This is a genomic window from Streptomyces hebeiensis (assembly GCF_052983195.1).
Window position 1 is genome coordinate 6,737,634 of the sequence record NZ_CM129812.1, and the last position, 23,233, is coordinate 6,760,866.

Below are 23,233 nucleotides of genomic sequence, written 5' to 3' on the forward strand. Positions count from 1 at the left end.
AGAAGAGGACCGGTGCGCGGTGCCCAGGGCGTTCGCACCGCGGAGTTCGGCCGGGAGGACCTCGTGCAGCCGGGGCCGCACCCCGGCTACGACTCGGCTGTGGTCGTACCGGGACATTCTCCGCGTGGGGCAGCGGGCAGGAATGGTGGTGACCACGGCTCTGACGGCGGACACCCGCAGAGCCCTTGAGCAAGGCAAGGAAGTGTTCATGATGCGTACGAACCGGAAGATCGCCGTCACCTTCGCCGCCACGCTGCTCGCGGGCGCAGCCGGTGCGGGAGCCGCGCAGGCCTCGCCGACGACGAGTGGAAACGCGGCCCCCTCCGCCTGCCGTCCGGCCAACCACACCGCGGAGATCACCGAGGTGGCCGGCAGCGCGGGGCACCGTCACTACCGCGTCACCTTGACGGCGCCGCTCGGGTACGAGCCGTGCGCGCTGGCCGGTTCGCCCGCTGACGTACGATTCTCGAACCACGGTTCGGACAGTGGGGTCACCGCAGGCCGCTACGGCGGTCAGAAGAAGGTGGTGACCTTCGGCCCGGGCCGCCCGGTGCACTTCGACATCCAGGTTCCGAGCAGCCGCCGCGGCATTCCTGCGGACGAGGCGTCGTTCACACTCCGGGCCCCCGACGGGGCGATCCCCGGCACGTCTTTCGCCCAGGGCGGCCTCAAGGTGGCCACCGGCACCCTCGTCGGCCCGGTCCGGCGCGGCTCCTGACCCTCTTCGCGCTCCGGTGGCGTTCCAGTGGTGTTCCGGCGGCTGTGTCTTCGCCGGAACACCACCGGCCGTGCGCGGCGGTCAGTACTGGTTGCAGTACGCGCCCTTGCGCATGGACTCGAAGTTGGCCTTGTAGCTGTCGTACACCGCCGCATTGTCGATCTTCAGCAGGGTCTCGTCGTTCGCCCGGAGGTTGGGGAACGTGTAGTTGTGGCTCCCGGTGAAGACGAGCTTGCGTTTCGTTCCTCCGAGGTAAGTGCCCTCGATCAGCATGTACTTGGAGTGGATCCCGATCGCCTGCGCGGCTCCGTCGGAGTCGACGAAGGTCCCCGCGCACCTGCTGAGGGTCGTGATCTTTCCCGTGAGGGCGGACTGCACCTTGGTGCCGATGTTGCCCGACTCACCGTTGTGGACGACGTCCACCCGGCAGCCGGCCTTCTTCAGCTCCACCAGTTTGTCGGCCACCTGGACCCGGGTGAAGGCGTACATCCCGATCCGGATCTGGGTGGCGCCGTCGGCGCAGTCCACGTTCTTCAGCAGGGAGACGACCGTGTCCGTGCCCGGGTTCGTGTCGTACGTTCCCGAGGTCTCCTTGCGGGGGAAGAAGTACGTCTTGTACGGGCCGCTCTGTTGCGTCAGGTAGTAGTTGTCGGTGCCGGAGCCGGCGGAGCCCTTGTCCCTCAGGTCGCCCCAGTAGGCGCGGTAGGCCGCGTACAGGCCCGACCCGGCGTCCGGGACGGTGACGGCGTTGTTGTAGTAGCGCTTGCGCTGCGTGGTGGTGAGGTTGGCCGAGGTCTGGAAGACGACCTTCTCGGTGGCGCCGGCCTTCGAGAAGAGGAAGAACTTGTTGTGGTTGATGGATCCCGTGTGGGTGTCGTGGAGCGTGCGACCGGCGACGCAGCCACGGGACGCCGGACAGGCCAGCACCCACGAGTCGGCCGACAGGTCCGTTCCGAGCGCCGCCTTGAGCACGTCGTACTGCGTGCCGTCGTTGCTGAGCGCGTCGCCGTCGACGATGACCTTGACCTTGACGCCCCGGTCCTTGGCGGCCGTCAGCGCCGTGGCCACGGAGCTGTCCGTGAACAGATAGACGGATCCGTTGATCTCGGAGGCGGCCGGGGCCCGGTCGATCAGGGACCGCAGCTCGTCGCGGACCGCGTCCCGCTCCGCCACCGTCCCGACCGGATTGTTGAACGTCGCCTTCAGCTCCACGGCGTCGTCGGCGGCGACCGCCGGACCGGGTGCCGCCAGCACCGAGGTGCCCATCGCGGCGGCCAGCACCACCGGTGCGATACGTCTGATTCTCATGTGTCGCCTCCCCCGTTCCTTCACATGAGTGGACAAGCACCATACGTGAAGTTTTCGCCGAGTCCCAGGAGTTGGGTGCGTGGCATGCCGTCACCGGCCGGAGCCGCTCACGGACACGCGTGAGCGGCTCCGGCCGATGACGGCCTGGGGGTCGTGCGCGGAACGGTCAGCGGGACTGCTCGAAGAGCCAGTCGACGACGACGTCGTTCTCGTACGTCTGCGCCCACGCGAGGTGCGGGTTCACCGGCGTGGTCCCCGGCGAGTAGCTCGTGAACAGCACATGGCTGCCCGTCCGGCGGGCCTCCTTCAGCAGGGCGCGGGACTTCGCCTCGAACTCGGCCTTCGGCAGGTCGTTGCCCCACTCCGCGCGGGTGACCCGGGCGCCGGCGCCCTCCAGCGCGTTCATCAGGCCCCAGGTGCCGGGCTTGCCGAACCGGCCCTCCCGGTAGGGCACGACCGGGTCGTCCATGGAGTGGTCCGCCCAGAGCGGGATGTGAGTGATCTTCTCCATCGTGGCGGTGTCGCCCCAGCCGGCGGTGGCCACGGCCGCGGCGAACCGGTCGGGCCGCTTCGGCAACAGGCCGAAGATTCCCCGCGCGCCCGACGACAGGCCGACGAGGTAGAGCCGCCGCTCGTCGACGGGGTGCCCGGCGGCGAAGGCGTCGACGAGTTCGGCCAGCGCGCCCTGGACACGCGCGTCGGTCCAGTCGGTGGCGTCGGGGCCGTCCATGGGGCGGGGCAGCGGGACCTGCGGGGCCAGTACGAACGCCGGGTGGGCGCGCTGTCGTTCCGGCTTGGCGAACGTGACGGCGATGCGGTTGCCGGTGAGCTGGGTCATGTTGTTGTCCGCGACCTCGCCGCCGCCGTGCAGGGTGACGACGAGCGGATACCGGGTGCTCGCCCCGGGGCGCTCCACGAACCCCCGGGGACGGTGCAGGCGGAAGTCCATTTCGAAGCCCGTCGAGTCGGTGAACGACCCCGCGACGAAGTCGTCGACCACGGGGGTGATGACACCGTCGTTCCGGACCGCGAACGGGGAGGCGGCGAGTACGGTGACGCCGCCCGGGGCCCGTACGTCGGCCACCTGCCGGACCGCGTAGGCACGATCGAGGGGGAACGGGTCGCTCCCGGCGGCGGGGGAGTTGGTGTCGGCCGGGTCGAGCTCGATGATCAGGAAGTTCCCGGGGCGCCCCGAGCCGGCCCGTTCGTCCACCTCGGCCGCGGTGTGCGGATAGACACGGGTCACCGTGCGGGGCGCGGTCCGCCCACCCACGGTGGCGGTGACCTGGAAGGCGGACGGCGGGATCACACCGCCGCGCGGGTCGATGCGGTGCGCGTACCGGAGTGCCACCGCCACCACCCGCCAGTTGTCCCTCGGGGTCACCCGCGTGACGAGGTCGGCCCGCAGGACGGGCGAGAGTCCGGCCGTCCCCGCCCCTCCCGGCGCGGCCCCGGCGGTCGCTGCGGCGGGTGTGGACACGCCGGTCGCGGCGGCGGCACCCGCCGCGACGGTGAGCAGTGTGCGTCTCGTGACGCCGGTCATCGAGCCTCCTCGGGACGTTCGGTCGGGTCGGTACGCGAACGGGACGCGCGGTCGCGCCCTGCGGGCGAAGGGAACTCGTCCTCGCGCCGGGCCGGAGGCCGGGGGCTCCCCCTCGTAGCGACGCGTTACGGGAGAGTTTCCGCGCGTCGCCACGGGGCGTCCAGCGGCCGGTCGACCATCTGTCCATGCGGTATCAGCATCAATGCCGGCCGGACGAGAAGTGCCGTTCCGCCGTCGTGGCGTCGCGAGCTCGTCGACCTGGGCGCGGCGCCCGGGGCCCGGGGGCCCGGGGACGAGCCCGGGACTCACGCCTCCTGGCGCGACAGCTCGCGCGGCGCCGGGGCCGTCGGGCGGGGCCTGGTGCGGTGGAGCCATCCGACGTCACGGGCGAACGACCAGGTCAACAGAGTCAGCGCCAGTACGACCGCCGCCAGGGACAGCAAGTGGGGGAGGAGGTGCGAGGACGCCACGAGGAGCAGGATCCCCTGGAGCGCCGCCACCGTCTTACGGGCCGTGCTCGGCGGCAGCGGGGCGTTCAGCCACGGCTGGAAGCGTGCCGCCGCCACGAAGGCGTACCGCATCGCGCCGATCAGCAGCACCCACGCGCCCAACGACAGGGAGACATGGACACTGAGGACCAGGATGAGGAAGGCGTCCACCTCCATGTCGAAGCGCGCGCCGAGCGGGGACGCCGTGCCCGTACGGCGGGCCACCTGGCCGTCGACGGCGTCCAGGACCAGGGCCACCGAAGTGAGGCCGACCAGCAGGGCGACCGGTACCGGATGCGCGAAGGAGTCCGCCACCAGCGCGGTCACACCGCCCACGAGTGTGGCCCTGGCCAGGGTGACGCAGTTGGCCGGTCCGAACGGCCGCTGCCACGAACGGGACAGGGCGCGCGTGAGCATGGCCCACGTTCCGAGCGCGAACGCCAGGCCGGTCAGCCAGCCCGCCGTTCCCAGGTCGACCGCCGTACCGAGCAGGGCCAGCAGCACTACTTGCGCGCCCGCTCCCGCGGCTGTCTCGTGACGCAACAGCCTGATGTCGTAAGTGTGGTTCAGGGCCACAGTGCACCTTCCGCCCGTGTGGCAGAGTCGTTGACCGCCGCGTACCGTGTGCGCGGCTCCGTGCCCATCAGAACGTGAACCGTCGCCGGAATGTTCAGCGCGGTTTTCCGAACCCCTCGCTCAGGAGGACGCCCATGACGCGTTCCGCCCGCGCCTTTTGGCTCCGCGCCCCCGGCCACGGTGAGATACGGGACACCCCGTTGCCGGCTCCCGGCGACGGCGAGGTGCTCGTGCGCGCACTCTTCTCCGGGGTGAGCCGCGGCACCGAGACGCTCGTCTTCCGCGGTGGTGTGCCCGAGAGCCAGTACGCCGCGATGCGGGCGCCGTTCCAGGAGGGTGAGTTCCCGGGCCCCGTCAAGTACGGCTACCTCAACGTCGGCCGGGTCGAGGAAGGCCCGGCGCGACTGCTCGGCCGTACGGTGTTCTGCCTCTACCCGCACCAGACCCGGTACGTCGTCCCGGCCGACGCCGTCACTCCCGTACCGGACGACGTCCCCGCCGCCCGAGCCGTGCTCGCCGGGACGGTGGAGACCGCGGTGAACGCGCTGTGGGACGCGGCCCCGCTGGTCGGTGACCGGATCGCCGTCGTCGGTGCCGGCATGGTCGGCTGCTCGGTCGCCGCGCTGCTCGCCCGGTTTCCCGGCGTCCGCGTCCAGCTGGTCGACCCGGAGCCGGCGCGCGCGGAAGTGGCGGCGGCCCTCGGGGTCGGATTCGCCCACCCGGAGGAGGCCGTGGGCGAGTGCGACCTGGTGGTGCACGCCAGCGCCACCGAGGCGGGGCTGGCCCGCTCCCTGGAACTCCTCGCGCCCGAGGGGACCGTCCTGGAACTGAGCTGGTACGGCGACCGGCGGATCAGCCTGCCGCTCGGGGAGGCCTTCCACTCCCGTCGACTGGTCGTCCGCAGCAGCCAGGTCGGCGCGGTCTCCCCGGCCAGGCGCTCCCGCCGCACCTATGCCGACCGGCTCGCGCTCGCCCTCGAACTCCTCGCGGACCCCGCCCTCGACGCCTTGATCAGCGGCGAATGCGCCTTCGAGGAACTGCCCCGGACACTGCCCGCGATCGCGGCCGGCGCTCCGCCGGGTCTGTGCCACCGGGTGCGCTACGACTCCGGCGAGGCGTAGGGCGCGTCCGAGGCCCGGGGCCCGGATCGACCACCGATCGGATCCGGCCTGAACAACGAGGCCAGAGCGGACGTACTACACAGCATGCCTGTCCGGCGCGGGGCCGCCACGCCGGAGCGGGCACACCTGTCGTACGTGCCGTACCTGGAGGGTCGTCCGTTGTTCAGCATCACCGTCCGCGATCACCTCATGGTCGCCCACAGCTTCCGCGGCGAGGTCTTCGGACCCGCACAGCGCCTGCACGGAGCGACGTTCCTCGTGGACGCCACCTTCCGCCGCCCCGAACTGGACGACGACAACATCGTGGTCGACATCGGCCTCGCCACCCGCGAGCTGGGGGAGGTGGTCGGCGCGCTCAACTACCGCAATCTCGACGACGAGCCCGACTTCGCGGGACGCAACACCAGTACGGAGTTCCTGGCCCGGGTCATCGCGGACCGCCTCGCCGAGCGGGTGAGCGCCGGGGCGCTGGGCGAGGGGGCGCGGGGGCTGGCCGGCATCACGGTCACGCTGCACGAATCGCATGTCGCCTGGGCGAGTTACGAGCGCACGCTGTGAACGGCCGCCCGCCGACGGGGGACGGCGTCGCCGACCGCGGTCCCGCGGACCGTGACCCCGCGGACCGTGACCCCGCGGACCCGGACCCGGCCCACAGCTCCGAACCCGCCGAACCCGCCCGGGGGCCCGAGCCCGCCCACGGGGCCGGATCCGCCCGCCGAGCCGGATCCGTCCACCGCGCCGCCCCCCTTACGCACCCGCCCCGCTCCGTACGCGTCGTGATGCCCGGCGACGTCGCCGACCCCACCGCGCCGAGCGGCGGCAACACCTACGACCGCCGGATCTGCCAGGAGCTGCCCGGCATCGGCTGGCAGGTCCACGAGCACCCCGTGACCGGTGGCTGGCCCGATCCCGGGGCCGCCGCCCGCGCCGAACTCACGCGGCTGCTGTCCGAGTCGGCGGACGGCAGCGTCGTCCTCCTCGACGGACTCGTCGCCTGCGGCGTGCCCGAGATCGTCGTGCCCGAGGCGGAACGGCTGCGCCTGGCGGTCCTCGTGCACCTCCCGCTCGCGGACGAGACGGGCCTGCCCCCCGTCCGCGCGGCGGACCTGGACGACCGCGAGCGCCGGACGCTCCGTGCCGTGCCGTCGGTCATCGCGACCAGCTCCTGGGCGGCCCGGAGGCTGGTGTCCCACCACGGCCTCGCCCCGGGCACGGTCCGCGTGGCCGCCCCGGGGGCCGATCCCGCGCCGCCGGCGCCCGGCACCGACGGCGCCTCCCGGCTGCTGTGCGTCGCGACGGTGAGCCCGCGCAAGGGGCAGCGGCGGCTGGTGCGGGCGCTGGCGGAGGCGACGGAGGCCGGGGAAGCCGCCGGGACGCAATGGAGTTGCGTGTGCGCCGGCGGGCTGACCCGGCATCCCGACTACGTCACCGGGCTGCGTGAACTCGTCTCCGCGTACGGCCTCGACGACCGGGTGCACCTCGCCGGTCCGCTGGCCGGGGCCGATCTGGACGCCTCCTACGCCGCAGCTGACCTGCTCGTACTGGCCTCGTACGCCGAGACGTACGGCATGGCCGTGACCGAGGCGCTCGCCCGGGGAATTCCCGTCCTGGCCACGGACGTCGGCGGAATCTCCGAAGCGCTCGGGCGCGCTCCGGACGGCACCGTGCCGGGCCTTCTCGTCCCTCCGGACGACCCGTCGGCGCTCGCGGCGGCGCTGCGCCGCTGGTTCACCGAGCCGGCCCTGCGGCAACGGCTGAAGGCCGCCGCGCGTGGCCGCCGCGCCGCACTGGACGGGTGGGAGGCGACAACGCGCGCGCTGGCCCGCGCGCTGGAACAGCTGCACCACGGACCTCGGAGGGCCGCATGAACAACACCGTCGACACACCGGGGCCCGGCGCGCAGGGACCCGACAGGCCGGGACCGGACACTCCGTCAGGGCCCGACAGTTCACGGGAGCCGGACGCGCCGCCCACGTCGAACACACCAGACGCACCCGCGTCCGGGGCGTCTCACTCCGACACCCCGCACACCGAGGCGCCCGGCTACTCACCTCAGTGGCTGGAACTGCGCGAAGGCGCCGACGCCGCCGCCCGTGCCCCCGGCCTCCTGCGACCACTGCGCGCCTTTCTGGCGGACCGGCCGCCCAAGGACCTGGGCCTGGTCATCAGCGACCTCGGGTGCGGCACCGGTTCGATGACCCGCTGGCTCGCACCCCGGCTGGACGGTCCGCAGCACTGGATCCTGTACGACCACGATCCCCGCCTCCTCGACCGGGCCGCCGCGCTCGCGCCGCCCACCGCCGCCGACGGCGGCCGTGTCACGGTCTCGACGGAACAGGGCGACATCGGCCGGCTGACCGTGGACGGCCTGGCCGGTACCTCGCTGGTGACGGGCTCGGCACTGCTGGACGTGCTCACCGCCGACGAGGTGGAGGCGCTCGTCGACGCCTGCACAGGCGCCGGATGCCCGGTGCTGCTCGCGCTCTCCGTGGTGGGACGGGTGGAATTCACCCCGGCCGACCCACTGGACGCCGAACTCACCGACGCCTTCAACGCCCACCAGCGCAGGCACCGGGACGGCCGGCGGCTCCTCGGCCCCGATGCCGTCACCGCCGCGACCGAAGCCTTCGAGCGCCGGGGCGCCACGGTGCACACCCAGGCCAGCCCCTGGCGGCTGGACCCGTCCCGGGGTGCGGAGGAGTCCGTACTGACGGAGTGGTGGCTACGGGGCTGGGTCGAGGCGGCCCGCGAACAGCGGCCGGACCTCGCGCCGCGTGCCGAGACCTACCTGCGGCGACGCCTGAACGCCTGCGCGGAGGGCGAGTTGAGCGTGGTGGTGCACCACGTGGACCTGCTGGCCCTGCCCGGACCGGCGGAGGCGGCGACGTCGTGACCGTACGCACGCCGGAGGCCCGCCCCGACACGGTCGCCCGCGCCGCGGTGTTCCTGAGCCCGGGGGCGCCACCGCGCCACAACACACCGTCAGGTGAGGACTCACCGTCACGCGAGGACTCAACATCATGTGAGGACACACCACCGCGCCAGGGCCCCGCCCGGTGCCGTCCCAGCGGCAAGGCCCTCGGCACGCTCGCCGGCGTCGGCATCCTCGCCGTCCTGATCTGGCGGCTCGGTTCAGGTCCCCTCCTGGCGGGGCTGCGCGGCATCGACGGCGTGACCCTGCTGGCCACGCTCGGCCTCGGCCTGTTCACCACCGTGCTCAGCGCCTGGCGCTGGCGGCTGGTGGCGCGGGGGCTGGGGATCCGGCTGCCGCTGGGGCCCGCCGTCGCCGACTACTACCGGGCCCTCTTCCTGAACGCGGCGTTGCCCGGGGGCATCCTCGGTGACGTGCACCGCGCGGTACGGCACGGTCGCGAGACAGGTGATCTCGGCCGAGGCGTCCGCGCGGTCGTCCTCGAACGGACCGCCGGCCAAGTGGTCCTCGTCCTGGCAGGGGTGGGCGTGCTGCTCGTCCAGCCGGTACCGGCGCTGACGTCGGCCGCTCACCGCCTCGCCGGGGCGGCGTCCGGGTCGGCCCCCACCGCCACCTCCGTCCTGATCGCCCTGCTCCTTGTCGCCGTGGCCGTGCCGGCCGGGGCTCTCCTGCGGCGGCGTGACACGGCGGGCGGCCGGGGTGCCGGCCGCCCGTCCTCGCCCCGGCGCCGGGCGCTGGGTGCGGCCCTCGCCGAGGCCCGCCGCGGCCTGCTCGCGCGCCGGACCTGGCCGGGAGTGGTGCTCTGTTCCGTCGCCGTGCTGGCCGGATATCTCGCCACGTTCCTGCTGGCCGCCCGCGCCGCGGGCTCAACCGCGCCGGTCGGCCGGCTGCTGCCCCTGATGGTGCTGGCCCTGCTCGCCATGGCGTTGCCCCTGAACGTCGCGGGCTGGGGGCCCAGGGAAGGCGTCACCGCGTGGGCCTTCGGCACCGCGGGCCTGGGCGCCGCCCAGGGCCTGACCGTCGCCGTGGTCTACGGCGTGCTCGCCTTCGTCGCCGCCCTGCCCGGCCTGGGCGTGCTCATCGCCCAGTGGATCGCCCGACCGGCCCGCACGCAGGTCCAGCTCGAAGAGCGTGTCCTCGCCGAGGGCGACGCGTCGCACCGGAGGTCGCAGCGCGTCACGCAGCACCGGGGCGCCGTCGAAGCGCAGCCCGGGCACACCGTCGCCGATCAGGAGGGGCGCCACGGTGACGTAGAGCCGGTCCAGCGCTCCCTCGTGGAGGAAGCGCGACACGGTGACACCGCCGCCCTCGACCAGCAGTCGGCCCAGACCGCGCCGCGCGAGGGCACATGCCAGACGCCGGGGGGCGAACGCGTCGCCGTCCGGCAGGACCAGCATCTCGACCCCGTCACCATACGGAACGGTCACGGCCTCCCCAGTGTCGCGGCCGGAACCGGAGCGGTGGCGGGACTCGCGTCCTCGGTCGCTGTCGGCGCCCACCACCCACACGGTAGGTGCTGAGCCATCGGTGAACACCCGGCTTCGCGACGGCACCCGGCCGTGCGGATCGACGACGACGCGCACCGGATTGGACCCCGCGCAGGCGCGTACGGTCAGTTGGGGATCGTCATCGGCGGCGGTGCCGGCCCCGACGAGCACCGCGTCCGCCAGTGCGCGCAGGCGGTGCAGATGACAGCGGTCCTCCTCCCCGGTCACATAGTCGGCGTCGCCCGTACGGGTGGCGATGAAGCCGTCCAGACTCTGTCCGAGCTGCGCGAACGCCAGGCGCGGACCGGCCAGGCAGAGCGGCAGGTACAGGGCGGCGAGCCGGTCCGCCGCGTCGGCGGCCCCGCCCGCCCACCGCGGGACGCCGTCCGCGTCCCGCACCAGCCCCGCGGCCGTGGCGTCGGCCTCGGACCGGACGGAGCGCAGCCGCTCCCAGGCCGCATCCGTGTCGATCACGGTACCGATCACCGCGTACCCCCGCCCGCGCGCGGCGCCCCACCCGTATGGCGATCCACACTCGTATGGCGATTCCCGCCCGTTCGGCGGTCCGCCCCTCCACGGCCGTCCCCGTCCTCCCCGGCGAGGAGGGAGAAATAATCACCGAAAGACTCGACGAGCCCGGCCAGCAATTCCTTGCCCTTGGCGGCGGACCCGAGTGACGGGCGGCCTATGACACCGGACTCGGTGTAGGCGGGCATGCCGAGCGTGAGGAGGTGCTTGCGTTCGTCGGCCAGGAAATCGGAGTTCTCATATCCGGGCCGGACGAGTTCCGGCTGGGCATGCAGCAGGATGGCGGTCTCCGCTTCCCCCGCGTGCATATCGCTCTGCGACGAGGTCTGTACCCCCGCCCGGTCCCTGGCGTCCGCCCAGTCCGCCGAGCCCGGGAAAAGCGCCATGCGTATGTCGACCCCGGCGGATTCCTGGACCACGTTCCGCAGGACGTAATTGCCGCCGTGGCCATTGACCAGAATCAGCGCGCGGACACCGGACCGGCGCAGCGAGTCGGCGATGTCCCGCACGACCGCGTAGAGCGTCGGGGCCGAGATGCTGACCGTTCCCGGCCAGGCGGCGTGTTCGTGTGAGCACGAGACGGTCACCGGTGGCAGCAGCCGCACCGGATACGCCGCCGCGATCTCCCGGGCGATCGCGCAGGCGACGACCGTATCGGTCACCAGCGGGAGAAACGCCCCGTGTTGTTCGAAACTGCCGATGGGCAGGACGGCGACCGGGGCCGCGCGCGCCCGCACGTCCTCCGTGGTCTCCGTCGGCCACGGACCGGCCGTCGGCCCGGCGGCCTGCGCCGCCCCGGCCGTCGCCGCCGGTCCGTGCCGTCCCGTTCCCGAACCGCTCATGTTCTTCCGGCCTTTCCTCTGCCTTCGCGCCCGCACCCGCGTGCACGTCCGAGAGCAGGTTACGCGTCGGCCGTTCAAACCGCCGGTCGAATGTGATGAATCGAGCAACTCCCGGATTCCCGCGCGCCATCGGGGGTTTCCCGGATAGCATCTGCGCATGACAGAAAGCAACGGCGTGTTCGTCGGAAGTGATGGCCCGTCGCGGGACGGAGGTGATGCCCCGTCATATGTCGAACGGGTGGTGGATGTCCGGTTGTCCACCGCATACGGTGAATTTCTCGCCGTCGGGTACCTGGACCACGAGCGCGGGGACGAACAAATAGCCCTGGTATACGGCGACGTGGCGGAAGAGGGAGTGCTCGCCCGCCTGCATTCCGAGTGCCTGACAGGAGATTCTTTCGGCTCCCGCCATTGCGAGTGCGGCGACCAACTGGCCGCGGCACTGGACGCCATCGTGTCCGAGGGCAGCGGCATCCTCCTCTACCTCCGGGGCCACGAGGGCCGCGGCATCGGCCTGCTGGCCAAGCTCCGGGCGATGAAGCTCCAGTCGGAAGGCATGGACACGGTCGAGGCCAACCTCGCTCTCGGACTCCCCGCCGACGCCCGGGACTACCGGGTCGCCGCGGAGATCCTGCACGACCTCGGGGTGCGCTCCGTCCGGCTGCTGTCGAACAACCCGCGCAAGAGCGAGGCGCTCCAGCGCCATGGCATCAAGCTCGCCGAACAGGTCCCGCTGCTGATCCCGCCCTGCGAGGAGAACATCTCCTACCTGCGCACCAAACGGGAGCGCATGGACCACGTCCTGCCGCACCTCGACGGCCTGACGCACGTGGACGGCATGACGCACCTGAACGTCATGGCCGATTCATCCTGAGACGCCGTTCCCGTGCGGGCCCGCCCGCGTCTCAGGCCCCTTGAAGCGGTACACGTGCCGATGCGCACCCCCTCGGGGCTCCGCGGGGGCCGTCCTCGGGTGAGGCGCTTCGACCTGTGCAAGCTGTTCGGCACGGAGAACGTCGGCATGCTGACCGGCGACGCGTCCGTGAACGCCGTTCACGCAGCGCGATCGACGCCAGCACCTCGGCGGTGCAGCAGGTCACCGGGGCGTCTACCGGCACGTCGGCGGTGAGTTCAGCGTGCCTGAGGTGCTTTCACCGGAAGCTATGAGGCTCGTCGACGGGGACGCCACCGGTTCAACGGCAGTTCCTCGACAGCAGCCGTGCCGGTTCTCTCTGTCTGCTTCGCCGGCATCGTTCGGTCGGAGATCCTTTCCGTACGGAGCATCTTCTTGGCGTGGTGGTCAACTGGCCCTCGGTGCGGCCTGACCGATGATTTTTCCGCACCGTGCTGGTCTGTACGTCGAAAATACCGACTCACCGGAGGCTGACATCATGCGGAAACTGACGTTTGCCATGAACATGAGCCTGGACGGCTACATCGCCGCGCCCGGCGACGACCTCGGCTGGAGCATGCCGAGCGACGAGCTGTTCCAGTGGTGGTCCGACCGGGTGGACGCGACGGGCCTGGCGCTGTACGGGCGCGGGCTGTGGGAGACGATGAGCTCCCACTGGCCGACCGCCGACAAGCAGCCGGGTGCCACACCGGCGGCGATCGAGTTCGCCGGCCGCTGGCGGGACATGCCGAAGGTGGTGTTCTCCTCTACGACCAGCACGGTCGACTGGAACACCCGGCTGGTCACCGGCGACGCGGTCACCGGGATCACCAGGCTCAAGGCCGACGACGGCGGCCCCATGGACATCGGCGGTGCCACACTCGCCGCGGCGGCCATGCGGGCCGGGCTGATCGACGGGTACGCGATCGTCACTCATCCGGTCCTGGTGGGCGGCGGCACGCCGTTCTTCACGGCCCTGGACAACTGGGTGAACCTGAGCCTGGTGGAGACCCGGACGTTTCCTGACGGCGTGGTGCTGACCAGATACGAGACCAGGCGCTGAGTGCCCGACGTCCAAGGCGATCGTGACGTCCCTGACGGATCCTGTTCTTCGGTGCCTGCACGGACGCCGGCCACGTCACCGTCCTCGACGGCGCGTCGGCCCTTCGAGGTCGATCTCCCCGGCCTTGGGGCGTTCGGGAGGCCAGCTCACTCCGGAGACGGCCACGGTCCCGGCGCTCGCGGACTGGGCGGGGCGCTTCGCGTCCGGACGCGGACCACATCCCCACGGAGAAGGCGCCCGGTCGGATCGCCCGCGCGCTCATCGACTTCTTCACGCCGTAGAGGTCCGCGCGGGGCGGGGGCCGCCCGGCAGTCGCTACTGGCCGGCCAGGCCCGTCTGGGCCACCCCGCGCACGAACTGCCGCTGGAACAGCGTGAACACCACCAGCAGCGGCAGCCCCGCGATCACCACGGACGCCATCATCTGCTCGTATCGCAGCCCGTACGACGTCTGGACGTTGACCAGCCCGACCGGCAGTGTCATCCCGTTCGGGTCGGTCGTGACCAGGAACGGCCACAGGAAGTTGTTCCACGTCGAGATGAAGGTGAAGATCGCCACCGCGGCGAGCACCGGGCGCGACAGCGGCATCACGATCGTCCAGAAGACCCGCCACCGCCCCGCGCCGTCGACGAACGCCGCCTCCTCCAGCTCGCGCGGCACCCCGTCGAAGAACTTCACCAGGATGAACACCATCGCGGGCACGGCCACCTGCGGCAGGATCACACCCCAGTACGTGTCGACCAGCCCCAGTCGCGCCATCTGCGCGAACAGCGGGGCCATCAGCACCTGCGGAGGCACCATGATCCCGGCCAGGACCGCCCCGTACAGGACCCTGCGCCCGCGGAACTCGGTGCGGGCGAAGCCGTACGCCGCCATCGAGCACAGCACCACGGTCAGCAGTGTCGTCATCACGGAGATGTAGGCGGTGTTGAACATCCACCGGCCCAGGTCGCCCGACTCCCACACCTGCTGGTAGGCGTGGAAGGTGATCCGCGAACCGATCCAGCGCAACGGTGTCCTCGTCGCCTCGCCCTCCGGTTTGAGGGAAGTGGCCAGAGCCCAGGCCAGCGGCGCCACCCACACCGCGGCGAGCAGCAGCGCCAGGGCCAGCAGGGCGAAGCGGCCGGCGGTCCAGCGGGGCGCGCGGCCCTCGTCCTCCCTCGCCCGCGCGACGGTCCTCCTGCGGAAGCCGACGGCACTCACGCGGTCTCCTCACCACTTCGGCGGGACAGCCGCAGCTGCACCAGCGAGACGACCACGATCAGGGCGAAGAAGAGGTACGAGACAGCCGACGCGTACCCGATGCGGTAGCCGGTGAACCCCGCCTGGAACACGTACTGGAGGACCGGTCGGGTCGAGTCGTCCGGTCCGCCGCCGGTCAGGATGTACACCTGGTCGAAGATCTTCAGCGAGGCCAGGACCTGCAACACGACCACCACCCCCGTTGTGCGCCTGAGCAGGGGCAGTGTGATGTGCCGCAGCCGGTGCGCCGGGCCCGCGCCGTCCAGTTCGGCGGCCTCGTACACGTATGGGGGGATGGCCTGGAGCGCGGCCAGGTACAGCAGGAAGTTGAAGCCGACCGTCCACCACACGGTGGCCAGGACGATCGACAGCATCGCGTACCGCTCGTCGGTGAGCCAGCCGATGCCCGGGTGCAGTCCGAAGGACGCCAGCACCTGGTCGGCGAAGCCGAAGTCCGACGGGTAGATCACCCAGAGGAAGAGCAGCCCGATCACACCGGACGGCAGCAGGAAGGGCGCGAACCACGACAGCCGCCACAGCCACCGCACGACCCGCACATGGTGTGCGAGCAGCGCGAAGACCAGCCCGACGAGGACCAGCGGGACGGTGGACAGGACCGTGAACCACACGGTGTTCCACAGCGACGACCAGACCTCCGGGTCCCCCAGCGCCTCCGCGTAGTTGTCGAGCCCGACGAACTCCCCGCCCACTCCCGTGATGTTGTCGCTGCGCAGGCTCATGGCGAGGCCCGACACCAGCGGCCAGACCAGGAAGAGCGCGTAGACGAGGAGGAAGGGCGCGACGAACATCAGCCCGTGATCGGTCCACCGGTGGCGCACCCCGGCCGGCCTCGCACCGGTCGGCCCCGGCCCGTTCGCCCGCGCCGGGCCGGGCCCCCCGCCCGCCGTCCGGGCGCCGCCGGAGCTGTCCGCCCGTACCGCGTCCCCTGGTGTGCCCACGCCCGTCATACGGCATCACCTCCCGTGCCGCCGAGCGGGGCCGGCGTGTCCAGCAGTTCCCGCAGCCGCGTCTTCGCCTCGCGCAGCGCGTCACGTGGCGTACGGGAACCGGTCAGCACCCCGGAGAACACCGACCCCAGCCGGATCCACAGCACGGACGCGGAGCCCGCGAACCACGCGGGCTGGTCGAGTACGACATCGTCGATGACGGAGCGGTACGCGGACTGCGGTGTGAGCCGCAGATACGCCGGGTTCCGCAGCGTCGGCAGGTACGCGGGCACGTGCCCGCCCTTCGCCCATTCGACCGAGTGCCTGACCATCCAGGCGACGAAGGCGTGGGCGGCGTCGTTGTTCGCGCCCGTCGGTCCCGAGTCCCGTCCCCGCTGGTGGGGGAGGACGAAGGAGTGGCAGTCGGCCTGGGCGGTGGGGCGACCGAAGAGGGCCGGGACACGCGTCATGGAGAACGGCAGCCCGGAGGTGGTGAACGTGGTCACCTCCCACTCGCCGTTGAGGAAGAAGGCGGTCTTGCCGGCGTTGAACACACCGACCGTTCCCGGGTAGTCGGTACGGCGGACCAGCAGCCCCTCGGCGGAGAGCATCGCCATGTAGTCGAGCACCTTCAGCGCCTTGGCGTCGTCCAGGGTGAGCCGTTTGCCGTCGGCGGACAGGACCGTGCCGCCCGTCTGGGAGTAGAAGGTGGCGAACAGACGCCAGGGGCCCGCCGAGTCGGGGCCCAGGGTCTCGGTCGTCAGGGCGGGGGCTCCGGTGACCTTCCTCGCGGCCCGGAGCGCCGCCGTGAAGTCGTCGGCGCCGTGGATGGGGCGCAGCGTTCCGCCGCCGCCCGAGCCGCCGCCCGGACCGGCGTCGTCGAGCAGCCCGGCCTTTTCACAGATCTCGGTGTTGTAGTAGAGGACCATGGGATGGGTGTCCAGCGGGATCGCGTAGTGCCGCCCGCCGACCTCCCCGCGCCGCCAGATGTCCTCGGGGAACTGGGCGGCGGTGACCCCGTGGTCCGCCAGCAGGTCCAGGTCGAACGGGTCGAGCAGCCGCCCGGGTGCGAAACCCGGGAGCCGCGCCAGGTGCAGCACGGCGACCTCGGGCGCCCGCCCGCCGGCCCCGGCCATGCCGAGCTTGGTGTAGTACGGGCTGCCCCACTGGAGCTGGGTCGCCTCCAGGTCGACGGACGGGTGTTCGGCACGGAAGGCGTCGACCAAGGACCCCATGTTGACGCCGTCGCCACCGCCGAAGAGGTGCCAGTAGCGCAGCCGAGTCTTCCCGGCGGCGACACCGGAGGGCGCGGCACAGCCGGCCGTACCGAGGAGGCCGAGGGCCGCTCCGCCCGCCATGGCCGCTCCGCCCAGTCCCGCGAGCGCGCTTCGCCGGCTCAGGGAAGGTTCTCCCACGGTCGCTCACCCCCTTGTTCCGTTGCCCGTGCCATCGTTCGGCATTTCGAATGACGTACGTAACCGCGAACGGCGAACGCATGGGACCGTAGAGTCGAAGCGCTTGCGCGTCAATGATTCGCGCACACACTCGATGAAGCCGAACCCTGGTCGGTGGCAGGCGGCTTCACCCGCACGAGCGAAGAAGGGCATCACCGGGCGTGGTGGGGAAAGCACGCGCGCGGCGCGATGGGGAAAGCACGCGCATGGCGCGGTAGGGAAAGCCCGCGCGCGGTAAGCATCCTCCGTGGTTCTGACGGACGGCCGACCTCGGGAGTGACGACGAGTCATGTTGAGAAGAACGTTTCTGCGCGTGGGAACAGGTGGGGCGGCCCTGCTGGGCGGGCTGCGTGCCGCACCCGCGTCGGCGGTGCCCCTCGGGGCCGGCCCGCTGCCGTCGGTCAACGATCCGCAGTACAAATCGCCTGTCGCGGACGTGAAGGCGATCCCACGCTTCGTCAATCAGCTCCCGAAGCCACCGAGGATCGACCTGCTGGAGGGCGGCGGGGCGCGCGTGGTCATGGCACAGACCACTCAGGACATCATCGGCGCCGGCCTCGGACTGAAGACACCGGTATGGGGCTACGGGCCGGCTGACGGGCCCGGGGACGGACCCGCACGCCGGGGCGGCGCGCCGCGCACCGGGACGCGCGTCACGTATCCCGGCCCGACGGTCGTGGCGCGCGCCGACAGGCCCGTACGGCTGGACTGGGCCAACGAACTGCCGTTCCGTCACCTGCTGCCGGTGGACACGGCCATCCACTGGGCCTACCACGGCACCCGTTACACCATCGAGAAGCAGGGCGTACCGACCGTGACGCACCTGCACGGCGGGCACACCGAACCGGCCGGCGACGGACACCCGGACTCCTGGTACGCGCCCGCCGGGGCCAGAGGACAGCGCTTCACCGGACCGGAGTACGAGTACGAGAACACCCAGGAGGCCGCCACCCTCTGGTACCACGACCACACGATGGGCCTCACCCGGGTCAATGTCTACGCGGGGCTGGCCGGGTTCTACCTGCTCCGGGACGACCGGGAACTGGCGCTGATCGAGGACAACCGGCTCCCCGGCGGCCCCTACGAGCGCGAAGTGATCATCCAGGACCGGATGTTCTACCCGGACGGCCGCCTGGCCTACCCGGACGCCCCGGGCGCGTCCCCGCACGTCCCGGGTGTCTGGGCGGACGAAGGCTCCGAATACTTCGGCCGGGTCATCGTCGTCAACGGCAAGGCGTGGCCGTACTTCTCGGTGGAGCCGCGCCAGTACCGGCTGCGCCTGCTCAACGGCTCGAACGCGCGTTTCTACCGGCTGTCGGTCGGGGGCAAGTGGCCGTTCCCCGTCACGCAGATCGGTGCGGACGGCGGCTTCCTGCACCGGCCCCACCGGCTCGACACGTCGCTCGTGATCGCGCCCGCCGAGCGGGTTGACCTGGTCGTCGACTTCAGGGACGTCGCTGGAAAAACGTTCACTCTCACCAATGACGCCCCGTCGCCGTACCCGAACGGAACCCCTGTCACCTCGCCCACCGACTCCGTGCTCCAGATCCGGGTGGACCGGAAGTACAAGAGGGACACGCCCGAACCTCGTCTGCCGCGCACCCTGCGCGAAGCCCCCTTCAAGGTGGGCCGGCCGAAGACCCGTACGCGCCGGCTGCTGCTGTTCAAGACCACGGACCACGCGGGCCGGAAGATGCCCATGCTCGGCACGGTGGAGAAGGGCAAGCTGGCATGGCTGGACCCGGTGACGGAGAAGCCGAGGCTGAACAGCACGGAAGTCTGGGAGTTCTACAACACCACCGCGGACTCGCACGCCGTCCATCTGCACCTGGTGCAGTTCCAGGTCGTGGACCGCGCGCCGTTCACGGCGACCCAGGACAGGACCACCGGCGCGCTGACGAACATCGCGGTCGGCAAGTCCGTGCCGCCGGGAGCCGGCGAGCTGGGCCCGAAGGACACGGTGCAGGCACCCCCGGGCCAGGTCACCCGGGTGAAGGCGCTCTTCGACAAGCGCGGCGTGTACGTCTGGCACTGCCACATGCTGGAGCACGAGGACCACGAGATGATGCGCACCTACGAGGTCGTCTGACGGCGCCGGCCGCGGCGGAGGTCCGGACCGGTTCCGGCCCTCCTCCCGAGCGGGCCGGGACCCACTTCAGCGCGGTACGCCACCCGAAGGGCGCCCCGGCTCGTCGGTCAGCGGGGCGTTACGGCGTCCGCGTCGTTCGAGTCGGTCGCGTCGTCCGCACCGTCTGCGATCGTCGTGTCGCGTGTGTCCACCGCCCGGAGGGCGAGGAAGCTCGAAGCCGCGACGAAGACCAGAGGTACGACCAGCGCGCCACGCAGCCCGTACTCCTCGCCGAGGAAGCCGAGCACCGGCGGTCCGACGAGGAACGCGACATAGCCGACGGTCGCGACCAGGGAGACCCGGGCGGCGGAGTCGGGTCCGGAGTCGCCCGCCGCGGACAACGCGACAGGGAACCCGAGAGACGCGCCGAGGCCCCAGAAAACGACCGCCGCCGCGGCCACGACCTGGTCGTCGACGAACGCCACCAGCGCCAGACCGACGGCACCGAACACCGCGCTCCCGGCCAGCACCTTGGCGCGCCCGACCCGCTCGATGATCCTCCCGCCCACGAACCTGCCGACGGTCATCGACGCGGCGAAGGCGGCGTACACCGTCGAGCCCAGCGCGGGATCGAACCCGTGCCCGTCGACCATGACGAGCGGCAGCCAGTCGTTCGCGGTGCCCTCGGCGAGCGCCATCGCCAGCACGATCACGCCGATGAGCAGCAGACGCGAGTCCTTCCACAGCGCCGGGCCGCTCCGCGCGACCTCGCCCCGGCGCTCCCGCCGGGGAACACGTCCGGTGCCGTCCGGTATGGCGCGCATGGCGAGCAGGAAGAGGAAGAGGGTCAGGACGCCGATGATCACGAGGTGCCAGACCACGGAGAATTCCGTCGCGGTGAAGACGATGCCCGCCACGGCGCCCACGACCGTACCGAGGCTGAAATAGCCGTGGAGGGCCGGCAGGAAGGGCCGTCCGATCGCCTTCTCGACGTCGGCGCCCTCGACGTTCATCGCGATCTCACCACCGCCCATGCCCGCGCCGAAGAGGAACAGCCCCGCCGCGACGAGCAGCTTGAGCGAGAGGGCGCCACCCAGCCCGATGGTGGGCAGGCTGATGATCAACGCCAATGTGCCGACGGCGATGACGGGCCGCGCGCCGAACCGCGCGACGAGCGCGCCGGAACAGAGAATGCCGAGCATCGACCCCACCGAGAGCCCGAACAGGACCAGGCCCATCTCCGCGGTGGACGCCTCCAGCAGATTGCGGACCGCGGGTGTGCGGGTCACCCAGGAGGCGATTCCCACACCCGGGATGAAGAACAACGCGTAGAGCGCCAGGCGGCGCCGCGCGATCGTGGTGGCCACGGAACTCCTTGCACAGCCGTCGGTGATGTACAGACGTACACACTTTTCTGTACAAGCGTACACACTCATGGATCTGTGAGAAGGTCGTCGCAGGCACGTGGACGCGTGCCCGTGGGAGGAAAGACCGATGGCTGGGCGCAGGCAGGTCGCGAACGATCCGGACCGCAAGGACCGCATCGTCGCCGCCGCTCTGGAGGTCATCGTCGACCACGGCGTGCACAAGACGACCCACCGGCTCATCGCCGAGCGGGCCGACGTCCCGCTCGGCTCGCTGACGTACTACTTCGACGGCCTGGCCGCGATCCTCGAAGCGGCGTTCCGGCGGCTCTCATCGACCATGTCGGTCCACTACCGGAAGGTCCTGAGCGCGGCCACGACCCGGGCCGAGGCGTGCGAGGCGGTCGCGGAACTGATCTGCGGCACCGGCTACGCCACGCCGAGGGAGATGACCGCGCTGTTCGAGATGTACGCGTACGGCAACCACGACGACGCCGTACGCGCGCTCGGACGGGACTGGCTGCTCGTCAGCCGCGAGAGCCTCGCCGTGCACTTCTCCGAGGCCACCTGCCGCGCGCTCGACGCCCTCATCGAGGGCTGGCCCATGCACCGCGACTTCGAGGGCGCGCCGCTGGACCGCGAACTCGTGCTGGCGACGGTGCGCGCGGTGGTCGACCGCCTTGAGGGGGAGAAGTGACGGGGGGAGTTGGGTGTACGGGAGTGTATGGGGTGTGCGGGGGCTCAGGACGCGGCGTACGACACGAAAGCGCGCCATCCGTGGGCGGGGACGCGGAGTACCGGGCCGGGGACGTTCTTGGAGTCGCGGATGTGAACGGTGGGGGAGGTGAGGGCGACCTCTATGCAGTCGCCGCCGCCCGATCCGCTGTAGCTGCTCTTGGACCAGGCGACTTCCACGCAGTCCCCGCCATCCGATCCGCTGTAACTGCTCTTGAACCAAACCAGTCGCGAGGAACCGGCCGTGATGTGCCCCGTGCTCATAGTTCTCCTGCCAAGCGCTCGATAAGACGTGCGGACTCTTCGGTGTTGAGGGCCAGCGTGCGCAGCTTGCCATAGCGCAGTCCGAAGGCGCTGACCTTCGCTGCGTCGGTGATCACGAGCCCCACGCCCTGAGACTCGACGTAGCCGACATGGCGGTGCTCCATGGTCTCCAGCACGACCATAGGCCCGTTGAGCCCCAGGTGGAAGCTGCGAGTTGCGGGCATGACCTGGATCTGGACGTTGGTCGCCGCCCCTTGTCGCAGCAGGTGCAGCAACTGGGCGCTCATCACCTCGGCATTGCCCACCACGGTGGTCAGAGCGGCTTCGCTGACGATGAAGGACAGTTCCGCCGGCGGGGTGCGCGTCAGCAGCTTCTGTCGGCTGAGCCGTGCTTCGACATGCTGCTCGACGGTGTCGTCGTCGAGTGCGGGGCAGTGCGCGGAGAAGAGCGCTCGCGCGTAATCCTCGGTCTGGAGCAGGCCGGGGACGAGCAGGGGATCGAAGGAGAACCTGGACAGCGCGTCGACCTCGATCCGCGCGAAGTCCTGGAAGAACGCGGGCAGCTTGGCCAGGTCCACGTCGTCCTGCAGCACCTCCAGGGTCCCGCGCGCGTCGAGCACCCCCTCCGCCGCCGTCGTGAACGCCGACTTCGCCGGCCTGCGGCCCTGTTCGATCGACGCGATCTGCTCCACCGAGTACCCGAGCGCGTCCGCGAGTTGCTGCTGGGTGAGCTGGACGCGCTCCCGGTGCAGCTTGACCAGCTTTCCGTAGCCGACCCAGATGCCGGGCAGGTCGTCCCGTTTGGCGCGCTGTTTCTTCTGACGGCTGGTTGCCATGTGTCCCACACCCCAACGTGTTTGTCGCGTATGTGCAGTTGACCGGCCAACGGCGACGGCGGCCCCGGGTTACGGGGTGCGGCCCGTACAAAACGGGGTCCGACTCGTACAGGACCGATACGTACGCCGCTTCTACCTGGCGCCATTCCATAGAGTGACGAGATGGTCGCTGTATGAAGTCGGAGAACTCCCCGCGCACCGCGCCCGTCGTCGCGGCCGGTGCCGCGCCCGCCGCCCCGCTCCCGCCTCCGCCGCTGGAGCCGCTGTACCCGCCGTCCCGGCTCAGGTTTAGCTCGTCGCACCGGGGCGCCCGGCTCGCACGGTTGCTCGCCGGGCAGCAGCTGGACGACTGGGGCATCGCGCGGGCCACGTCCACCGCCGCCGTGGTGACCGCTGTCGTGGCCGAGCTGGCCGCGAACGCCGCGACCCATGGCCGTACCCCCGGCCGGGACTTCGAGGTGCGGCTGGCGCTGGCGCGGACCGCCATCCGGGTCGAGGTCATCGACACCCGCCCCGACCGTTTCCCCCGCGCGCCCGGTCTCACGCCACCGCCCCCGCCGGACTCGACCGGCGGGCGGGGGCTGTTGCTCGTCGCCGCCTACGCGGACCGCTGGGGGTGGCTGGTGCGCGACGCGTACACCAAGACGGTCTGGGCGGAGGTGGATCACGCCCTTGACGTGGGCCTGCCCGGGCCCGGTTCGCTCGGGGGCTGAGAGCTCCCGCTGGCCCCGGAGCGGACGGGCCCGGCCGGGGCGTCACGGGAACCCCGGCAGGCGGGTGTCGGCGGACGTGGCCACCCCGGACGTATCAGACGTACCGGCGGGC

General features: G+C 71.4%; 20 protein-coding genes and 2 pseudogenes. 11 read left to right on the forward strand and 11 right to left on the reverse strand.

Translation table 11 applies throughout. The annotated features are described in order from the left end of the window. The first annotated feature begins 208 nt into the window (after window positions 1-208). On the forward strand, window positions 209-718 hold the full coding sequence (locus tag ACU6P3_RS28870; RefSeq protein WP_447194781.1) for a DUF4232 domain-containing protein: 510 nt from the start codon (window positions 209-211) through the stop codon (window positions 716-718). Between the two features lie 81 nt (window positions 719-799). Here ACU6P3_RS28870 and ACU6P3_RS28875 read toward each other — a convergent pair whose 3' ends face one another. The 3 genes from ACU6P3_RS28875 to ACU6P3_RS28885 form a co-directional block, all read right to left on the reverse strand. After that, window positions 800-2,026, reverse strand: coding sequence for a phospholipase D-like domain-containing protein (locus ACU6P3_RS28875; RefSeq protein WP_447194782.1), 1,227 nt, complete (start codon window positions 2,024-2,026; stop codon window positions 800-802). A gap of 166 nt (window positions 2,027-2,192) precedes the next feature. Beyond that, window positions 2,193-3,569 carry a prolyl oligopeptidase family serine peptidase gene (locus ACU6P3_RS28880; protein ID WP_447194783.1) on the reverse strand — a complete coding sequence of 459 codons (1,377 nt, stop codon included), beginning with the start codon at window positions 3,567-3,569 and terminating at the stop codon, window positions 2,193-2,195. A gap of 305 nt (window positions 3,570-3,874) precedes the next feature. Continuing rightward, window positions 3,875-4,633 carry a CDP-alcohol phosphatidyltransferase family protein gene (locus ACU6P3_RS28885; protein WP_447194784.1) on the reverse strand — a complete coding sequence of 253 codons (759 nt, stop codon included), beginning with the start codon at window positions 4,631-4,633 and terminating at the stop codon, window positions 3,875-3,877. Between the two features lie 134 nt (window positions 4,634-4,767). Between ACU6P3_RS28885 and ACU6P3_RS28890 the strand changes: the two genes are divergently transcribed. The 5 genes and pseudogenes from ACU6P3_RS28890 to ACU6P3_RS28910 form a co-directional block, all read left to right on the forward strand. Then, window positions 4,768-5,754, forward strand: a complete 987-nt coding sequence (locus ACU6P3_RS28890) for a zinc-dependent alcohol dehydrogenase (RefSeq protein WP_447194785.1) — start codon at window positions 4,768-4,770, stop codon at window positions 5,752-5,754. Window positions 5,755-5,913: 159 nt separating this feature from the next. Further along, window positions 5,914-6,312 (forward strand): 6-pyruvoyl trahydropterin synthase family protein, encoded by a 399-nt coding sequence (locus ACU6P3_RS28895; protein ID WP_030741644.1) that lies wholly within the window; start codon window positions 5,914-5,916, stop codon window positions 6,310-6,312. 221 nt (window positions 6,313-6,533) lie between these two features. Continuing rightward, window positions 6,534-7,622 carry a glycosyltransferase family 4 protein gene (locus ACU6P3_RS28900; protein WP_447194786.1) on the forward strand — a complete coding sequence of 363 codons (1,089 nt, stop codon included), beginning with the start codon at window positions 6,534-6,536 and terminating at the stop codon, window positions 7,620-7,622. After that, the gene (locus ACU6P3_RS28905) at window positions 7,619-8,647 is read left to right on the forward strand and encodes a class I SAM-dependent methyltransferase (RefSeq protein ID WP_447194787.1); all 1,029 of its coding nucleotides are present in this window, start codon (window positions 7,619-7,621) and stop codon (window positions 8,645-8,647) included. Before ACU6P3_RS28900 ends, ACU6P3_RS28905 begins: the two co-directional genes overlap by 4 nt. Beyond that, window positions 8,644-9,798 (forward strand): annotated as a pseudogene (locus tag ACU6P3_RS28910) (lysylphosphatidylglycerol synthase transmembrane domain-containing protein); the annotation flags it as partial. The gene ACU6P3_RS28905 and the pseudogene ACU6P3_RS28910, both read left to right, overlap by 4 nt. A gap of 156 nt (window positions 9,799-9,954) precedes the next feature. Here the strand turns inward: ACU6P3_RS28910 and ACU6P3_RS28915 are convergent. Beyond that, window positions 9,955-10,659: pseudogene (locus ACU6P3_RS28915) on the reverse strand (RibD family protein); the annotation flags it as partial. Beyond that, window positions 10,656-11,543: a creatininase family protein gene (locus ACU6P3_RS28920; protein WP_447194788.1), complete on the reverse strand. Its 888-nt coding sequence runs from the start codon at window positions 11,541-11,543 to the stop codon at window positions 10,656-10,658. The pseudogene ACU6P3_RS28915 and the gene ACU6P3_RS28920, both read right to left, overlap by 4 nt. Window positions 11,544-11,700: 157 nt before the next feature. On the opposite strand from ACU6P3_RS28920, the gene ribA reads away from it, so the two are divergent. After that, window positions 11,701-12,417, forward strand: a complete 717-nt coding sequence (ribA, locus tag ACU6P3_RS28925) for a GTP cyclohydrolase II (protein ID WP_447194789.1) — start codon at window positions 11,701-11,703, stop codon at window positions 12,415-12,417. Between the two features lie 517 nt (window positions 12,418-12,934). Continuing rightward, a complete protein-coding gene (locus ACU6P3_RS28930; protein ID WP_447194790.1) occupies window positions 12,935-13,498 on the forward strand; it encodes a dihydrofolate reductase family protein in 564 nt (187 codons plus the stop codon). Between the two features lie 315 nt (window positions 13,499-13,813). On the opposite strand, the gene ACU6P3_RS28935 is transcribed toward ACU6P3_RS28930, so the two are convergent. The 3 genes from ACU6P3_RS28935 to ACU6P3_RS28945 are packed head-to-tail and all read right to left on the reverse strand — an operon-like array spanning window position 13,814 to window position 17,102. Further along, window positions 13,814-14,701, reverse strand: coding sequence for a carbohydrate ABC transporter permease (locus ACU6P3_RS28935; protein ID WP_447194791.1), 888 nt, complete (start codon window positions 14,699-14,701; stop codon window positions 13,814-13,816). After that, complete coding sequence (locus ACU6P3_RS28940) at window positions 14,698-15,708, reverse strand: carbohydrate ABC transporter permease (RefSeq protein WP_447194792.1); 1,011 nt, start codon at window positions 15,706-15,708, stop codon at window positions 14,698-14,700. Before ACU6P3_RS28940 ends, ACU6P3_RS28935 begins: the two co-directional genes overlap by 4 nt. Beyond that, window positions 15,705-17,102 carry an extracellular solute-binding protein gene (locus tag ACU6P3_RS28945; RefSeq protein WP_447194793.1) on the reverse strand — a complete coding sequence of 466 codons (1,398 nt, stop codon included), beginning with the start codon at window positions 17,100-17,102 and terminating at the stop codon, window positions 15,705-15,707. Before ACU6P3_RS28945 ends, ACU6P3_RS28940 begins: the two co-directional genes overlap by 4 nt. Window positions 17,103-17,454: 352 nt before the next feature. On the opposite strand from ACU6P3_RS28945, the gene ACU6P3_RS28950 reads away from it, so the two are divergent. After that, on the forward strand, window positions 17,455-19,230 hold the full coding sequence (locus ACU6P3_RS28950; RefSeq protein WP_447194794.1) for a multicopper oxidase family protein: 1,776 nt from the start codon (window positions 17,455-17,457) through the stop codon (window positions 19,228-19,230). Window positions 19,231-19,337: 107 nt separating this feature from the next. Here ACU6P3_RS28950 and ACU6P3_RS28955 read toward each other — a convergent pair whose 3' ends face one another. Further along, window positions 19,338-20,576 (reverse strand): MFS transporter, encoded by a 1,239-nt coding sequence (locus ACU6P3_RS28955; RefSeq protein ID WP_447194795.1) that lies wholly within the window; start codon window positions 20,574-20,576, stop codon window positions 19,338-19,340. Between the two features lie 127 nt (window positions 20,577-20,703). Between ACU6P3_RS28955 and ACU6P3_RS28960 the strand changes: the two genes are divergently transcribed. Beyond that, the gene (locus ACU6P3_RS28960; protein ID WP_447194796.1) at window positions 20,704-21,270 is read left to right on the forward strand and encodes a TetR/AcrR family transcriptional regulator; all 567 of its coding nucleotides are present in this window, start codon (window positions 20,704-20,706) and stop codon (window positions 21,268-21,270) included. 44 nt (window positions 21,271-21,314) lie between these two features. Here the strand turns inward: ACU6P3_RS28960 and ACU6P3_RS28965 are convergent, their stop codons facing one another. After that, complete coding sequence (locus tag ACU6P3_RS28965) at window positions 21,315-21,572, reverse strand: DUF397 domain-containing protein (RefSeq protein ID WP_447194797.1); 258 nt, start codon at window positions 21,570-21,572, stop codon at window positions 21,315-21,317. Further along, window positions 21,569-22,408: a helix-turn-helix domain-containing protein gene (locus ACU6P3_RS28970; protein ID WP_447194798.1), complete on the reverse strand. Its 840-nt coding sequence runs from the start codon at window positions 22,406-22,408 to the stop codon at window positions 21,569-21,571. The genes ACU6P3_RS28965 and ACU6P3_RS28970 overlap by 4 nt, the downstream gene beginning before the upstream one ends. Window positions 22,409-22,581: 173 nt before the next feature. Between ACU6P3_RS28970 and ACU6P3_RS28975 the strand changes: the two genes are divergently transcribed. Then, window positions 22,582-23,121 (forward strand): ATP-binding protein, encoded by a 540-nt coding sequence (locus ACU6P3_RS28975; RefSeq protein ID WP_447194799.1) that lies wholly within the window; start codon window positions 22,582-22,584, stop codon window positions 23,119-23,121. Window positions 23,122-23,233: the final 112 nt, after the last annotated feature.

Excerpts from the sequence above, each read along its gene's own strand:
- ACU6P3_RS28870 (WP_447194781.1), top strand. The coding sequence starts at position 209 with ATGATGCGTACGAACCGGAAGATCGCCGTCACCTTCGCCGCCACGCTG.
- ACU6P3_RS28875 (WP_447194782.1), bottom strand. The coding sequence starts at position 2,026 with ATGAGAATCAGACGTATCGCACCGGTGGTGCTGGCCGCCGCGATGGGC.
- ACU6P3_RS28880 (WP_447194783.1), bottom strand. The coding sequence starts at position 3,569 with ATGACCGGCGTCACGAGACGCACACTGCTCACCGTCGCGGCGGGTGCC.
- ACU6P3_RS28890 (WP_447194785.1), top strand. The coding sequence starts at position 4,768 with ATGACGCGTTCCGCCCGCGCCTTTTGGCTCCGCGCCCCCGGCCACGGT.
- ACU6P3_RS28900 (WP_447194786.1), top strand. The coding sequence starts at position 6,534 with ATGCCCGGCGACGTCGCCGACCCCACCGCGCCGAGCGGCGGCAACACC.
- ACU6P3_RS28905 (WP_447194787.1), top strand. The coding sequence starts at position 7,619 with ATGAACAACACCGTCGACACACCGGGGCCCGGCGCGCAGGGACCCGAC.
- ACU6P3_RS28920 (WP_447194788.1), bottom strand. The coding sequence starts at position 11,543 with ATGAGCGGTTCGGGAACGGGACGGCACGGACCGGCGGCGACGGCCGGG.
- ribA (WP_447194789.1), top strand. The coding sequence starts at position 11,701 with ATGACAGAAAGCAACGGCGTGTTCGTCGGAAGTGATGGCCCGTCGCGG.
- ACU6P3_RS28930 (WP_447194790.1), top strand. The coding sequence starts at position 12,935 with ATGCGGAAACTGACGTTTGCCATGAACATGAGCCTGGACGGCTACATC.
- ACU6P3_RS28940 (WP_447194792.1), bottom strand. The coding sequence starts at position 15,708 with ATGACGGGCGTGGGCACACCAGGGGACGCGGTACGGGCGGACAGCTCC.
- ACU6P3_RS28960 (WP_447194796.1), top strand. The coding sequence starts at position 20,704 with ATGGCTGGGCGCAGGCAGGTCGCGAACGATCCGGACCGCAAGGACCGC.
- ACU6P3_RS28965 (WP_447194797.1), bottom strand. The coding sequence starts at position 21,572 with ATGAGCACGGGGCACATCACGGCCGGTTCCTCGCGACTGGTTTGGTTC.
- ACU6P3_RS28970 (WP_447194798.1), bottom strand. The coding sequence starts at position 22,408 with ATGGCAACCAGCCGTCAGAAGAAACAGCGCGCCAAACGGGACGACCTG.
- ACU6P3_RS28975 (WP_447194799.1), top strand. The coding sequence starts at position 22,582 with ATGAAGTCGGAGAACTCCCCGCGCACCGCGCCCGTCGTCGCGGCCGGT.